The sequence below is a fragment of the Novosphingobium sp. 11B genome (genome assembly GCF_054589055.1).
Genome location: NZ_BAAILP010000290.1, coordinates 4834 through 18245 on the forward strand (window position 1 = coordinate 4834; position 13412 = coordinate 18245).

14 protein-coding genes and 2 pseudogenes are annotated in these 13412 nt (G+C 66.1%); 9 read left to right on the forward strand and 7 right to left on the reverse strand.

Annotation, left to right across the window (positions count from 1 at the left end; genetic code table 11):
- From ACYPYD_RS25005 to ACYPYD_RS25025, 5 genes are all read right to left on the reverse strand, one after another.
- Positions 1 to 773 (reverse strand): enoyl-CoA hydratase-related protein (locus tag ACYPYD_RS25005; RefSeq protein ID WP_459666174.1); only part of this gene is annotated, 773 nt, incomplete at its 3' end.
- Positions 770 to 1813 (reverse strand): enoyl-CoA hydratase/isomerase family protein, encoded by a 1044-nt coding sequence (locus tag ACYPYD_RS25010; protein ID WP_459666176.1) that lies wholly within the window; start codon positions 1811 to 1813, stop codon positions 770 to 772. The genes ACYPYD_RS25005 and ACYPYD_RS25010, both read right to left, overlap by 4 nt.
- A gap of 10 nt (positions 1814 to 1823) precedes the next feature.
- A complete protein-coding gene (locus tag ACYPYD_RS25015) occupies positions 1824 to 2966 on the reverse strand; it encodes an acyl-CoA dehydrogenase family protein (protein WP_459666178.1) in 1143 nt (380 codons plus the stop codon).
- A gap of 46 nt (positions 2967 to 3012) precedes the next feature.
- The gene (locus ACYPYD_RS25020; protein WP_459666180.1) at positions 3013 to 3522 is read right to left on the reverse strand and encodes a hypothetical protein; all 510 of its coding nucleotides are present in this window, start codon (positions 3520 to 3522) and stop codon (positions 3013 to 3015) included.
- Between the two features lie 74 nt (positions 3523 to 3596).
- Positions 3597 to 5021, reverse strand: a complete 1425-nt coding sequence (locus ACYPYD_RS25025) for an aldehyde dehydrogenase family protein (RefSeq protein ID WP_459666183.1) — start codon at positions 5019 to 5021, stop codon at positions 3597 to 3599.
- Between the two features lie 391 nt (positions 5022 to 5412).
- Between ACYPYD_RS25025 and ACYPYD_RS25030 the strand changes: the two genes are divergently transcribed.
- The 3 genes from ACYPYD_RS25030 (at position 5413) to ACYPYD_RS25040 (ending at position 7668) form a co-directional block, all read left to right on the forward strand.
- Entirely contained in the window at positions 5413 to 5904 is a 492-nt protein-coding gene (locus ACYPYD_RS25030) for a flavin reductase family protein (protein WP_036523302.1), read from the forward strand.
- 114 nt (positions 5905 to 6018) lie between these two features.
- A complete protein-coding gene (locus ACYPYD_RS25035; RefSeq protein ID WP_459666184.1) occupies positions 6019 to 6771 on the forward strand; it encodes an SDR family NAD(P)-dependent oxidoreductase in 753 nt (250 codons plus the stop codon).
- Positions 6772 to 6873: 102 nt separating this feature from the next.
- On the forward strand, positions 6874 to 7668 hold the full coding sequence (locus ACYPYD_RS25040) for an alpha/beta fold hydrolase (protein WP_008830408.1): 795 nt from the start codon (positions 6874 to 6876) through the stop codon (positions 7666 to 7668).
- 180 nt (positions 7669 to 7848) lie between these two features.
- Here ACYPYD_RS25040 and ACYPYD_RS25045 read toward each other — a convergent pair.
- A pseudogene (locus tag ACYPYD_RS25045) lies at positions 7849 to 8319 on the reverse strand (SDR family NAD(P)-dependent oxidoreductase); the annotation flags it as partial.
- Between ACYPYD_RS25045 and ACYPYD_RS25050 the strand changes: the two are divergent.
- The 5 genes and pseudogenes from ACYPYD_RS25050 to ACYPYD_RS25070 all read left to right on the forward strand — a co-directional run.
- Positions 8285 to 8404 (forward strand): annotated as a pseudogene (locus ACYPYD_RS25050) (hypothetical protein); the annotation flags it as partial. The pseudogenes ACYPYD_RS25045 and ACYPYD_RS25050 sit on opposite strands and share 35 nt — an antisense overlap.
- Positions 8405 to 8517: 113 nt before the next feature.
- On the forward strand, positions 8518 to 8955 hold the full coding sequence (locus ACYPYD_RS25055) for a CoA transferase (protein ID WP_459666187.1): 438 nt from the start codon (positions 8518 to 8520) through the stop codon (positions 8953 to 8955).
- 103 nt (positions 8956 to 9058) lie between these two features.
- Positions 9059 to 9979, forward strand: a complete 921-nt coding sequence (locus tag ACYPYD_RS25060) for a TIGR03619 family F420-dependent LLM class oxidoreductase (RefSeq protein WP_459666189.1) — start codon at positions 9059 to 9061, stop codon at positions 9977 to 9979.
- 89 nt (positions 9980 to 10068) lie between these two features.
- On the forward strand, positions 10069 to 10473 hold the full coding sequence (locus tag ACYPYD_RS25065; RefSeq protein ID WP_008831112.1) for a Zn-ribbon domain-containing OB-fold protein: 405 nt from the start codon (positions 10069 to 10071) through the stop codon (positions 10471 to 10473).
- Positions 10473 to 11636 carry a thiolase family protein gene (locus tag ACYPYD_RS25070; RefSeq protein ID WP_069707504.1) on the forward strand — a complete coding sequence of 388 codons (1164 nt, stop codon included), beginning with the start codon at positions 10473 to 10475 and terminating at the stop codon, positions 11634 to 11636. The genes ACYPYD_RS25065 and ACYPYD_RS25070 overlap by 1 nt, the downstream gene beginning before the upstream one ends.
- A 158-nt stretch (positions 11637 to 11794) precedes the next feature.
- Here ACYPYD_RS25070 and ACYPYD_RS25075 read toward each other — a convergent pair whose 3' ends face one another.
- Positions 11795 to 12982: an acyltransferase gene (locus tag ACYPYD_RS25075; RefSeq protein WP_459666191.1), complete on the reverse strand. Its 1188-nt coding sequence runs from the start codon at positions 12980 to 12982 to the stop codon at positions 11795 to 11797.
- Positions 12983 to 13187: 205 nt separating this feature from the next.
- Here ACYPYD_RS25075 and ACYPYD_RS25080 point away from each other — a divergent pair.
- Positions 13188 to 13412, forward strand: a 225-nt coding sequence (locus ACYPYD_RS25080; protein WP_459666192.1) for a hypothetical protein, incomplete at its 3' end; no start/stop codon positions are given.

A 13412-nucleotide genomic window follows, 5' to 3' on the forward strand; every position in this document is an offset into this window, starting at 1 on the left:
CACACCCCGGGGCGCTTCTCGACGAAGGCGGCCATGCCTTCGGCCTTGTCCTCGGTCGCGGTGAGCACCTGGAACATGCGGCGCTCCAGCACGAGGCCGGTGTCGAGCGTGGTCTCGAAGGCGAGGTTGACCATTTCCTTGTTCATGGTCGCGGCGAGCGGCGGCATCGCGGCGATCGTCGCGGCCGACTTCAGCGCCGTCTCCAGCAGGTCGGCGAGCGGTACGACTTGGCTGACGAGACCCGAGCGCTCCGCCTCCGCAGCATCCATCATGCGGCCGGTGAGGCACATGTCCATGGCCTTCGACTTGCCGACGGCGCGGGTCAGGCGCTGCGAGCCGCCCATGCCCGGCGCGACGCCGAGCTTGATCTCGGGCTGGCCGAACTTCGCGTTTTCCGAGGCGATGATGAAGTCCGCCATCATCGCCAGTTCGCATCCGCCACCCAGCGCGAAACCGTTGACGGCCGCGATCCAGGGCTTGCGGGTGGTCTTGACGATCTGGCTGGTCCAGCCAGCGAAGAAGTCCTCCGAATAGAACTCGGCGCTGGGCTTGTCCGACATCTCCTTGATGTCGGCGCCAGCCGCGAAGGCCTTCTCGCCCGAACCGGTGATGACCGCGCAGCCCTGCGACGGGTCTGCCTCGAAGGCGGCGAAGGCCGCGATCAGATCGGCCAGAACCTTCGAATTCAGCGCGTTGAGTGCCTGCGGACGGTTGAGCGTGATGAGCGTGACGCCGCCCTTCTGCTCGACCAGGATCGTTTCGTACGTGCTCATAGGGGCTTCCATTCCTCTTCGGGGGAAAGGGGCGCGAAGATCGCGTCCAGCATCTCTTCGGTCACGCCTTCGGGCGTAGCCGGGTTCCATTGCGGATTCTGGTCCTTGTCGACGATGACCGCGCGCACCCCTTCCGCAAAGTCCGGCAGGACCAGCACGCGGGCGCCGAGGCGGTATTCCATGGCCATGTTCTGCGCGAACGTCTCCAGCCCCAGCGAGGCTTCGAGCTGGCGCAGCGAGACCTTGCAGGCCTGCGGGCTCTTGGTGCGCAGGCTCGCGAGTTCCTTCACCGCCCATTCGCCGCCATCGCTTTCCAGCGAGGCCAGCACCTGTTCCAGCGTGTCGAAGACGAAGTGCTTGCGGATCGCACCGGCGTTGGCGGCAACTTTGGGTTCGGGTGCCTTGACCGAGAGCGCGGCGAGGACGCCGCCGATCTCGTCGCCCGCAGCGATCCGGCTCTTGGCCTCGGCCAGCGCTTTAGAGGGAAGGTAATGCGTCGAAAGGCCCGCCCAGAGGCACTCGGCGCCGTCGAAGCGCGCGCCGGTCAGTGCGAGGAACTGGCCCACGCGGCCGTCCAGGCGCGAGAGATACCAGCCGCCGCCGACGTCGGGGAACAGGCCGATGCCGGTTTCGGGCATGGCGTAGCGGGTGTTCTCGGTCGCCACGCGGTACTTGGCGGGCTGCGAGATGCCGACGCCGCCGCCCATGGTGATGCCATCCATGAAGGCGACGATCGGCTTGTCGTACGTGAACAGCTGGTGGTTGAGGCGGTATTCCTCGAAGAAGAACCTGCGCCCCTCCACGCCGCCGTCGTTAAGCGCGGAATGGCGCAGCAGGTTGATGTCGCCGCCCGAGCAGAACCCGCGCCCTTCGGCGTGGTCGATCAGCACGACTTCCACCGCGTCGTCGGTGGCCCACGCGGTCAGCTGCGCGCTCATCGCCTCGCACATGGTGAGCGTCAGCGCATGGATTGCCTTGGGGCGGTTGAGCGATATGACGCCTGCGACGCCTTCGCGCCGGAACAGCACTTCGTCAGTCATGAAGGCCCCCTTACTTGACCAGTTCGCGGCCGACGATCATGCGCATGACCTCGTTGGTGCCTTCGAGGATGCGATGGACGCGCAAGTCGCGCCAGAAGCGCTCGATCGGATAGTCCTTGAGGTAGCCGTAGCCGCCGAAGATCTGCAGCGCGCGGTCCACCACCGAGGAGCCGGTGTCGGTGGCGATCAGCTTGGCCATCGCGGAGAAGCGCGTCTTGTCGGGCGCGCCCGCCGTCACCTTGGCGGCAGCAAGGTAGAGCAGCGCGCGGGCGGCCTCCAGTTCGGCGGCCATGTCGGCGAGGCGGAACTGGGTGTTCTGGAACTCGGCGATCGGCTGGTCGAACTGCTTGCGGTCCTTGGCATACTGCACCGCCTCGTCGAGGCAGCGCTGCGCTCCGCCGAGCGAGCAGGCGCCGATGTTGAGGCGGCCGCCGTCGAGGCCCGCCATCGCGAACTTGAAGCCGTCACCCTCGGCGCCGACGCGGTTCTCGGCTGGGATGCGCGCGTCCTCGAACACGACCTGCGCGGTGGGCGAGGCGTTCCAGCCCAGCTTCTTCTCCGGCGCGCCGAAGCTGACGCCGGGGGTGTCCTTGTCGACCACGAAGCACGAGATGCCGCGCGACTTGTGCTCGCCGGTGCGGGCCATGACGACGTAGACATCGTTGACGCCGCCGCCGGAGATGAACTGCTTGGTGCCGTTGAGCACATAATGATCGCCGTCCAGCCGCGCGGTCGTCTTGAGCGCCGCCGCGTCCGATCCCGAGCCGGGTTCGGTCAGGCAGTAGGACGCGATCTTCTCCATCGACACGAGGTCTGGCAGGTAGCGGTCCTTGAGCTGCTGGTCGCCGAATTTGTCGATCATCCACGCGCCCATGTTGTGGATCGAGATATAGGCGCTGGTCGCCGGGCAGCCGTAGGACATGGCCTCCATGATGAGCGCCGCGTCGAGACGGCCAAGGCCGATGCCGCCGCTTTCCTCGGACACGTAGATCGCGCCGAAGCCCAGTTCGCCCGCGGCCTTCCAGACGTCGACGGGATAGTGATGCTGCTCGTCCCACTCCGCCGCGAAGGCGGTGATCCGGTCGGCGGTGAACCGCTGCGCCGTTTCCTGGATCGCGAGCTGGTCTTCGGTGAGGCCAAACTGTTCGGTCATCGTGATTCCTGTTTGGCCATGAGGCCCTGTTTCGTCATGGGCGCTGTCAACCGCAGCGGGTGTATGTGAGCGGTCCCGGCATCGCGTCCTTGCCGTAGTCCCGCCGGATCATCGTCTTGCCGTCCTCAGCCACGTCGAGCACGACGTCGTTGGTCCAGCTCTGGCCTTCGCCAGTGTAGTCGAAGGTGCCCCGGATGCGGCTTTCGCCGGCTTCCTTGATTTCGCCCAGCTTCGCCACCGACTCGTAGAACTTGAGCTGGTCTGCCGAGACTTCGAGCAGGCCCTTCGCATCGCCCTTCGTACTTGTGCAGTCGGCCGGGACGAGGCCCCAGCGGCCGCGGATCGTCTCGGGGATTTCCGATGCGCTCGCCCCCCTATCTGCACCGAGGCCACCGGCATCGAGCCCCGCTTCGCTCGCCTCGACCGGGGCGGGCGATTCCTGGAACACTTCCTCGGTCTCGGTCGGCGCCGCCGTGGTGGTGGCGTCAGGCTGCTTCGAGCAGGCACCCAGCGCCAGCGCGGCGGTCAAGGCGAGAAAGGGAAGCGTGCGGGTCATCGGTCATCTCCATCCACGGCACCGGATAAAAGGTGTGGAACGCTCCACCCCTCTACCCGGTTGCCGCACGAAGATCAGCCCACCAGTGCGATGATATCCTTGCCGAACAGCGCTTCGTCCGACGGGATCACCTTGTGCTGCGCCAGCGGCTTCGACACCCAGGTCTCGTTGATGAGATCGCGCCACGTCACGTTGTTGTTGGTGCCGTTGCCGCCCCACGAACCGCAGCCCAGCGAGAAGGTCTGGCGCATGCCGTTCCACACGTTGCCCGAGTTCGAGGCCGACTGCGGCTGGTTCACCATCACGCGGCTGGTCTTGGTGCCCTCGGCCAACTTCATGATGTTGGCGTCGCTCTGCGAATAGATGCCGCAGGAATGGCCCTGGCCCTGGTAGCCCTGGATAGCGTTGGTCAGGCGGATCGCCTCGTCGATGTCCTTCGCGCGGTAGAGCGCCATGGTGACGGTCATCTTCTCGCCCGAGAACTTGTAGTCCGGGCCGTAGCCGGTTTCGGGCACGATGAAGAAGGCAGTGCCTTCGGGGATCGCGAAGCCGGCATAATCGGCGATGAACTTGGCCGACTGGGCGACGACCTTGGCGTTGATGTGCTCGCCGTCTTCCCAGATCGCGTTCTGCAGCCTGGTCTTGTTCTCACCCTCGATGATGAAGCCGCCCTTGGCCTTCAGCTTTTCGAGCATGGTGTCGTAGATCGCGTCGAGCAGGATCACCGCGTTGTCCGACGAGCACGAAGCGGCATAGTCCAGCGTCTTCGAGAGCAGGATCTTGGCGGCGGCGTCATCGAGGTCGGCGGTGTCGTCGACGGTGATGACCGCGTTGCCCACGCCCACGCCCAGCGCCGGAGTGCCCGACGAATAGGCCGCCTTCACCATCGGCGTGCCGCCGGTGGCGAGGATGCGGTCGCACTGCTTCATGACTTCGTTGGTCTTCTCGACCGAGGGCTGCTCGATCGGGATCACGAGGTCGGCGGGCGCGCCCATCTTGACCAGCGCGTCGCGCATCAGGTTGCAGATCTTGGCGTTGATGAACTTGGCGCGCGGGTGCGGGCAGATGATGATCGAGTTGCGGCCCTTGACCGCGCTGATCGCCTTGATGACCGGGGTCGCCTCGGGGTTGGTCGAGGGCGAGAGCGCACCGATCACGCCGACCGGCTTGGCCAGCTTGACGATGTTGCGCTCGGGGATCTCGTCGATAATGCCGACCGACTTGTCGTCGATGATGTCGTAGAGAGTGGCGCGGGTCTTGACCGAAATCTTCTTGAACTTGCCCTCGTAGTTGCCGAGCTGCGTTTCCTCGACGGTCTCGCGGGCGATTTCCTCGTCCATGCCGGGCTTGCACACGGCGTAAACCATGCCGCGGATCCAGGTGTCGACCTGCTCCTGTGTGGCGTTTTCGATCTGCGCCTGCGCGGCGCGCGAACGGGCGACCAGTTCGGCGACTTCGGCGGCGACGGGGGTTTCGGCGATCAGTTCGGCAGTGGCCATGTCCATCTTCCCTTAAAATTTGCGCGCAGGTGTCCGGCGAGGCCCCGCGTTTCGCTGGCATCCGGATCGTCCCTCGCCTTCACGAGTAGGCGATCCGCCACACACTCCTCACCTGCACCTTTGAGCAGGGCGAAGCAAGTTTAATTAATCGCGCGATTAAAACGCCGGGTTGCAAAAACAGCATCTGAGGACGCGGTTCGTGCAATGATCGCCCGCCGGACGATTTCGCCATGAATACCGGTGCCCCCTTGCCCGGCACAGGCCTTACAGGCACTAGGGATGCACGATATCGCGATGGCGCTTCCGTTCGGAAATGCTAACTGCGGTTCCATATGACGAACACCCGGCGCGCAAGGTCGCCGCCGGCACAACAGACGAAGGTGACATGCGCGTGAGTGAGACGACCATCGATGCGGCGGAATTCCGTAAGGTCCTGGGCACCTATCCCACCGGCGTCTGCGTCATCACCGCGCTGGACGAAGGCAAGCCGGCCGGCATGGTGGTCGGCAGCTTCACCTCGGTATCGCTCGACCCGCCGCTGGTCGGCTTCTTCCCGGACAAGTCATCGACCTCGTGGCCGCTGATCGAGAAGGCCGGCCACTTCTGCGTGAACGTCATGGCCAGCGACCAGGGGCCGGTCTGCAAGGCCGTCACCGCCAAGGGCGAAGCCAAGTTCGTCGGCGTCGAATACGCCATCTCGGACCATGACCTGCCGGTCATCGCCGACTCCATCGCCGCGATCGAGTGCAAGCTCTACTCGGTGACCGAAGCGGGCGATCACTGGTTCGTGCTGGGCCAGGTGCTGCGCATGGAGACCGTGCGCGAGGACGAGCCGATGCTGTTCCATCGCGGCCGCTACGGCAGCTTCGCGGAGAAGATGTAACAATCCCGTCGTCCCGGACTTGCTCCGGGGCGACGTATCGCTTCGGCGGTTTGACTCTCCCGGCACATATGCTGTTCACCTGTTCAGCATTATTGATCCGGGAGAGCATTGCACATGACACGTTCGCTTGACGGCAAAGTCGCCGTCGTCACCGGCGCGGGTTCGGGGATCGGCCGGGGCATCGCGCTGCGGCTGGCCGAGGACAAGGCCGCCATTGCGGTGTGGGACCTCAACCCCGAAGGCGCGACAGAGACGGTGAAGCAGATCGAGGCGGCGGGCGGCAAGGCGCTGGCCATCACCGTCGACTGCTCGGACAAGGCCGCGATCAAGGCTGCTGCCGACGAGACCCGCGCGAAGTTCGGCGCCATCACCATCCTCGTCAACAACGCCGGCATCGCACCGTTCACGCCGTTCATGGACGTGCCGGAAGAGGAATTCGACAAGGTTATCCGCATCAACCTCAAGGGTCCCTGGCTAGTGACCCGGGAGATCGTGCCGGACATGCTGGCCGCCAGTTGGGGGCGGATCATCAACATCACCTCCTCTTCCACGCAGTCGGGTTCGTTCGCGCAGAGCCATTACGTCGCCTCGAAGGGCGGGCTGCTGGGGCTGACCAAGGCGCTGGCAATGGAACTGGGCAAGACCGGGATCACCGCGAACATGATCCCCCCCGGCTCGATCGACACCCCCATGCTGCGCGGCGCGCCGATCGACGCGGATGCCTATGGCGCCTCGCTGCCGGTCGGGCGGCTCGGCCAGGTGGCGGACATCGCGGCCGCGGCGGCGTTCCTCGCTTCCGATGAAGCGGGCTACATGACCGGGCAGACGATCAGCACCAACGGCGGCCGCTACATGGGTTCGGCCTGAGCCATCCTGGGTCCCGGGCTTGCCCCGGGACCGGCGGCGGCCTTTAGGCGAGAGCTGCGACGGGTGCTTTCATCCCGGCGCGCCGCGCTTTAAAGTCCTGGCATGACCTCGCAATTCCGCATCCCCGTGGGCGGCGCCGTCCTCAGCGGCGAGCGCCGCGACGCCCCCGGAACCCCGCTGGTACTGGCACACGGCTTCGGCGGATCGCGGCGCGACTGGGACCCGCTGGTCGCCGCCCTCACCGTGCCGCGCCCGTTGATCGCCTACGATCAGCGCGGCTTCGGCGACTCCGACATAGGCACCGACATTGACGACTCGGCTTATTCGCATGCCGACGACCTCCTCGCCGTGCTCGATGCGCTGGGGATCGCCGAGGCGGACTTGTGCGGCATGTCGCTGGGCGGCGCGACGGTACTGAACTTCGCGCTCGACCACCCGGAGCGGGTGCGGCGGCTGGTTCTGGTGAGCCCCCTGATGGTCGGCTGGACCTGGACCGCCGACTGGGTCGAGCGCTGGAAGGCGATCGGCCGCGCCGCCCGCGCGGGCGACATGGCACAGGCCCGCGCGCTGTGGTGGGAGCACCCGCTGTTCGACGCGGTGCGGGAAACCCCCGCCGCAGCCGCCATGCGCGCCTCGATCGAGGCTTTCCACGGCCGCCAGTGGGTGCAGGACGCCCAGCGCCCCGCCCTCCCCGACAGCGAGCGGCTGGGCCAGCTCGCGATGCCGGCCCTGCTGCTGACCGGCGGGTGCGACACCGCCGACTTCCGCATGATCGCCCAGGCCATCGCCGCGATGGGACAGCGCGTCATCCGCATAGACCATGAAGCGGCGGGGCACATGCTCAACCTCGAAATGCCCGGGACGATCGCGGCCGAGATAGAGCGGTTCCTCGGCTAGACCGGTGCATCCTCCACCATCATCGCCGCCGCGCGCGCATCGAGAATATGCTGCAAATGGTTGACCGGATCGCCCACGGTCACCCCGCCCTCCACCGGGATCGCCGCGCCGGTCATGTGCCGCGCGGTCGCTGGCGAGGAACAGCGCGACTTGGACTGCGTCCTCGGGCTCTCCCCGCCACTTGATGAGCTGGTTGGAGAGGTAGACCGCGTTCACCCCCTCCTCGATCCGCGCCGCCAGCGCGGTGTCGGCTCCCGCCTGCCCGAACGAGGACAGCCCGGTGAGCACATGTCCCGGCACCAGGCAGTTCACCCGGATGCCATGCCGTGCAAGGTCGATGGCCGAGGACTTGGCGAACTGGACCAGCGCCCCCTTGGAAGCCCGGTAGGTCATCATCCCCATGCCCGCCAGCGTCCCCGCGATCGACGCGTTGCTGAGGATCACCCCGCCCCGCCCTTGCCTGCGCCTCACCCGCGCCGCATTGCGCGTCCCCAGCATCGGCCCCAGCACGTTGACGCGCATCACCCGGTCGAAGTCGGACAGCTCGTCGTCGAGGAAGTTCGGCCAGGGGCAGGTCGATATGAAGACCGCCGAGGGCCTCGACCTCGTCAAGCGCATGGTCGCCACGGCCGACATCCTGATCGACAACATCCGCTACGGCGATTCCACCGCAGGCGCCTGCGGGGCGCTCGCCTGCGTGGTGGCGCTTCATCACCGCGAAAGCACCGGTGAGGGCCGGTTCATCGATCTGTCCGCCGTGGAAGCGATGACCGGCCTCGTCGGCGACAGCCTTTCGCCGCGAGCGTCATCGGTGCGGTGCCGGAGGCCGACGGCAACTTCCATCCCGAGATGTGCCCGCACAGCGCATACCCTTGCGCGGAGCACGGCTGGACAAGTATCGCAGTGGCGAACGAAGCCGAATGGCAGGCGTTGTGCCAAGTGCTCCAAGCCCCCGCACTGGCCGCCGACGAGCGCTTCGCCGCCCTCGCCGACCGGCTTTTGAACCGCTTGGCGCTGGACGCTGCGATCGGCGCGCTGACCGTCTCGCACGATGCTGCGCAACTTGCCGAAAAGCTCAGGAATGCAGGCGTTTTGGCGTTCAAGTCGATGAGTTCGCTGGACCTCGTCACCGTTGCATTCCTATGGCAGCGGCAGGCATATCGCCTGGTCTCCGATCACCGCTCCGGCACTCGCCCGATCATCGGCCCGTCCTGGCGGACCAGCCCCGATCCGCCCCTCATCGAACGCGGCGCGCGGTTGCTCGGGGAGCATAACGGCTACGTCTAACGCGATCTGCTGGGCTTGCGGAGGGGCGAAATGGACGATCTGATCGCGCGCAAGGTGATCGACTAGGGGCATTCCCCGGTCGGCCAAATTCGGGGAGGACATCATGAAACTAGGCTTTGCGATGCCGCACATGCTGCGGCTCAAGGCGACGATGCAGCCGTGGGAAACTGAGGTTACCGGCGCCGATCAGACCCGCCTTGCGAAATGGGCGGAAAAGCTGGGTTTCGAGATGATCGCCGTGCCCGAGCATCACGTCATTCCGAAAAGCCACGTCGATCTTTCCGGGCCTTTCTACTTCAATGCCTATGCCGCCATGGCCTATATCGCCGGGGCGACCGAGCGGGTGCGCGTCAATTCGTGCATCGCGATCCTGCCGGCGCAGCATCCGATCGTCACGGCCAAGGCGCTCTCGACGATGGACTGGCTGTCGAGCGGCCGGGTCACGATCACTTTCGCCGTCGGCTGGCTCGAGGAGGAATTCGCGCTGCTCGGTGTCCCCTTTCACGAACGCGGGGCAATGGCGGAGGAGTACATTCAGGCGATCATCGCACTGTGGACTCAGGAAAATCCCGCATTCGAGGGGAAATACGTCGCATTCCGAGATGTCGCCTTCGAGCCGAAGCCGGTACAGAAGCCGCATCTGCCCGTCTGGTTCGGTGGTGATGCCGACGCCGTCCTCAAGCGCGTTTCCCGCTATGCGCAAGGCTGGTGGCCATTCCTGACCAAGCCCGAGGACATTCCCGCGCGCATCGACTTCATCCGCTCCCAACCCGACCATAACGGCCAGTTTGCGGACATCTATTACGGCATGTCCACCAGCCGCGTCGGCGAGGGTCATGCGGTGCTCGACGACCCCACCGCCCGTCCCGGCCAGACGAAACAGGAGATCATCGACCGCCTCGGCTGGCTGAAATCCCTGGGTGTCACATGGAGTTCCGTGCCCATCCCGGCCCTTCCCGGCATCCAGGCCTATTACGATTACACCCAATGGATCGCCGAGGAGATCATGCCCGCGATCCGGTGAGCGAACGTCGCCGCGATGCCTGCGACGAACGCCTTGACCTGATGGCACTCAACGGCCCTTAACGGCACGCAGAACGGGGAGAGCGACACATGAGCCCACCAAGACCGAGGCCGAAACTGGACCAGGAAAACACGGCGTTCTGGACCAGCGGCGCCGAGGGCGAACTGCGCATCGTTCGCTGCAGCGACTGCGGCGAATACACCCATCCGCCCCGCATCCTATGCCGCCATTGCCAGTCCGAAAACGTAGCCGCGCAGGCTGTCGCCGGGACCGGGGTAATCGACACTTTCACGGTCAATCACCAGCCCTGGGCCAAGGACCTCCCCGTCCCCTACGTCATCGCCCGCGTCGCGCTCGACGGAGTGCCCGGCGTCTACCTCACCACCAACATCGTGAACTGCCCGGTCGAGGCCGTCGCGTTCGGCGATCCGGTCCGCGTGGTGTTCGAGGAGCAGGCCGGCATCTTCTATCCCTTGTTCGAGAAGGTCGGCTGATGGCCCGCGAAGCCTACATCACCGGCGTCGGCCAGTCCGAGGTGGGCGTGCGCCTGCCCCGCCATCCGCTGCTGCTGACGCTCGACGCCGCGAAGGAGGCGATCGCCGAGGCGGGCCTTACCTTCGGGCAGATCGACGGCGTGTTCTCGTTCCCCGGCAAGAGCCACGGCTACCTCGCCTTCTCGCCCGTCGGCACCGACGAGGTGATCGAGGCGCTCGGCATCAAGTCGAAGTGGCAGATGGGCGGACTGGAGCAACCGGCGCAGCTCTCCGCCATCGGTATGGCGGCGTGGGCGGTGAAGCAGGGCATCTGCCGCCACGTGCTGTGCTACCGTACCGTCTACGAGGCGGGCGGCATGGCCGATCCGGCGACCTACATGGGTGCGCGGTCGGACACCGTCTCCGGCGCCTCGCAGTGGACCAGCCCGTTCTGGGCGACTTCGGCCGCCTGCTGGACCGCGCAATATGCCGCGCGCCACGTCCACAAATACGGGTTGACGCGCGAACAGTTGGGCCAGATCGCCATCAACGGTTCCAAGAACGCCATGCTCAACCCAAGGGCGCGCGCGATCACCAAGGAGGAACTGACGCTCGACAAGTACATGTCGGCACGGATGATCTCGACGCCGCTGTGCCTCTACGACTGCGACCGTTTCTCCGACGCCTCCACGGTGGTGATCGTCTCAGCCGGCGATGCGCTCGACGAGATCACATGCGAGCCGATCCGCATCGCCGCGATGTCGGGCTCTGTCGACCGGTATTCGTGGGATCAGGTCGAGTGGCCCGCCGCCTACGATGCCGGGCGCGACCTGTGGCAGCACACCGATTACACCGTAGGCGATGTCGATACCGTGCAGTTCTACGACGGCTTCGCCTATCTGCCGATCACCTGGCTGGAGGGTCTGGGCTTCTGCGAGAAGGGCGAAGGCGGCCGCTTCATCGAAGGCGGCACCCGCATCGCGCGCGATGGCCAACTACCGCTCAACACCGCAGGCGGTCAGCTTGGCGCGGGCCGCCTGCACGGCTTCGGCTTCGCGCACGAGGCGGTGACGCAGCTGCGCGGCAAGGCAGGCGAGCGGCAGATCCCCGGCGATCCCAGAGTCGCGGTGGCGACATCCGGCGGCGGCCCGCTCGCGGCGGCGCTGCTGCTGGCGAAGGACTAGACGGCTCCGGCCTGGCGGGCTCTCCTCTCGCGAGGTCGGGGATACGGAAGAAGGCTTCGAAAAGCTCAGCCTGCCCCTTTGACAAGCTCAGGGTGAGGGGCGGTTGTGCAAGAACCTCCAATCCCGCTCAGGCTGAGCTTATCGAAGCCCCAGCGCAATCACGCAACCGTCGGCGGCACCACGCTCGCCTTCGCCCGCTTGACCGGCTTGGCGCGCTTCAGCCCGATCAGCGGGCGCAGCGGGCCGACCTCGCGGCCAACGAGATAGAACAGCCAGGAACCGCCCGCCACTACCGCGCAGAGCACCAGAAACTCCGGCAGAGCCGTCAGTCCCTTGTCGCGCAGCCAGTAGCTGACCAGCACCATCACCGTCTGGTGCGCGATGAACACCGGGAACACCGCCTCGGCCAGCATGCCGCGCCAACGGGCGTCACGGTTCCAGAACCGATCGGCGATGCCGAACAGAGCGATCACGGTGCCCCAGCACTGCACCGCCTTGGCGAAGTCCAGCGGCTCCATCCATGCATGCGGAGTGCGCACGTTGCCGGGGAAGTACCACGCCTCGAGAGCGACGAAGGCGTAACCCGCCAGCCCCACGACCAGCGCCCATTTCCACTGCCGTGCGATCGCCGCCCGCAGCGGTTCCGAGTTGCGCAGCAGGTAGCCGAACAGGAACATGCCGCCATAATGGAGGTGCGCGCAAAGGTCGTTGAGCAGGCTGTGAGTGTCGGTCCAGCCGTCGCCCGGCGCGCGTACTGCATAGATGGCCAGGCATCCGAACGGCAACAGCCACGGCCCCGACAGCAGCTTCTCCGATCCTCGCGCCAGCGCGGCGCGCCAGCTTGCAGGCAGCACCATTACCGACACGCAAAGCGCGACCGTATAGGCGAGCAGGTAGATCACGAACCACAAGTGCATGATCGCGGGCAAATCCTCGTGGATCACCCGGCGGAAACTGAAGGCATCGTGGAACAGGAAGTAGGCGTAGCCATGGGCATAGCCACTGTTGAGCAGACCCATGTAAGGTTGTGGCGGCACGATCACCGTCAGGCCGAACAGCAGCGGAATGCCCAGCCGCAGCAGGCGGCTCCTGAGAAAGCTCCCGGCATCGCGCTCCCGGGAAAACAGCGCCGCGCTGGCGTAGCCCGAAATCGCGAAAAGCAGCGCCAGCCGCCAGGCGCTGAGGCCCAGCAACGGGATTTCCGCCCACCACACCACGCCGCGCGTGGGCGTCTGGTAGCCCCATGGCGTGAACGAGAAGCCGACATGATAGAAGATCAGCATCACGAAGGCGCCCACGCGCAACCAGTCCATTCCGTAGTGGCGTTGGCTGGGGGCGGGGTTCATCGCTATCCGTCAAGTCTTCGGCCCGCCACGCGGGTCAGGGGTGCCCGCAAGAAGCGGCATGTATTTGCAGGGCTCATTAAGCGCGTTGTCACCACTCTGCAATCGCGCGGTTGTAATAGACGGTAACGCGGGGCCTGTCCGGTTTCATCGGTTCCGGAGCCAACTGCGGTTGGTCCGCCGCGCGCGAGCGCCCAGCATCGCGGTCATGACTTCACCCGAAGCGTCCGTCGCACCCCGGCCCGCTCGCAAGCGACCTGCCACCTCGATCGAACGGGCGGCCTATGCCCCAGACCTTCGCGCGCCACTGCGTCCGCCGGAGAGTGTCGGTGCGGCCGTGCCGGGCGGGGCGATCGTCCTGCTCGTCCACGACGGCCTGGAGAGCGCCGTTCGCGAAGCCGTGCAACGCGGCATGGAGCGCGCCGTGGCCACG

What these genes read in the sequence shown, in the direction of transcription:
- ACYPYD_RS25010 (WP_459666176.1), bottom strand. Translation starts at nt 1,813, where the DNA reads ATGACTGACGAAGTGCTGTTCCGGCGCGAAGGCGTCGCAGGCGTCATA.
- ACYPYD_RS25015 (WP_459666178.1), bottom strand. Translation starts at nt 2,966, where the DNA reads ATGACCGAACAGTTTGGCCTCACCGAAGACCAGCTCGCGATCCAGGAA.
- ACYPYD_RS25020 (WP_459666180.1), bottom strand. Translation starts at nt 3,522, where the DNA reads ATGACCCGCACGCTTCCCTTTCTCGCCTTGACCGCCGCGCTGGCGCTG.
- ACYPYD_RS25025 (WP_459666183.1), bottom strand. Translation starts at nt 5,021, where the DNA reads ATGGCCACTGCCGAACTGATCGCCGAAACCCCCGTCGCCGCCGAAGTC.
- ACYPYD_RS25035 (WP_459666184.1), top strand. Translation starts at nt 6,019, where the DNA reads ATGACACGTTCGCTTGACGGCAAAGTCGCCGTCGTCACCGGCGCGGGT.
- ACYPYD_RS25040 (WP_008830408.1), top strand. Translation starts at nt 6,874, where the DNA reads ATGACCTCGCAATTCCGCATCCCCGTGGGCGGCGCCGTCCTCAGCGGC.
- ACYPYD_RS25055 (WP_459666187.1), top strand. Translation starts at nt 8,518, where the DNA reads ATGTGCCCGCACAGCGCATACCCTTGCGCGGAGCACGGCTGGACAAGT.
- ACYPYD_RS25060 (WP_459666189.1), top strand. Translation starts at nt 9,059, where the DNA reads ATGAAACTAGGCTTTGCGATGCCGCACATGCTGCGGCTCAAGGCGACG.
- ACYPYD_RS25065 (WP_008831112.1), top strand. Translation starts at nt 10,069, where the DNA reads ATGAGCCCACCAAGACCGAGGCCGAAACTGGACCAGGAAAACACGGCG.
- ACYPYD_RS25070 (WP_069707504.1), top strand. Translation starts at nt 10,473, where the DNA reads ATGGCCCGCGAAGCCTACATCACCGGCGTCGGCCAGTCCGAGGTGGGC.
- ACYPYD_RS25075 (WP_459666191.1), bottom strand. Translation starts at nt 12,982, where the DNA reads ATGAACCCCGCCCCCAGCCAACGCCACTACGGAATGGACTGGTTGCGC.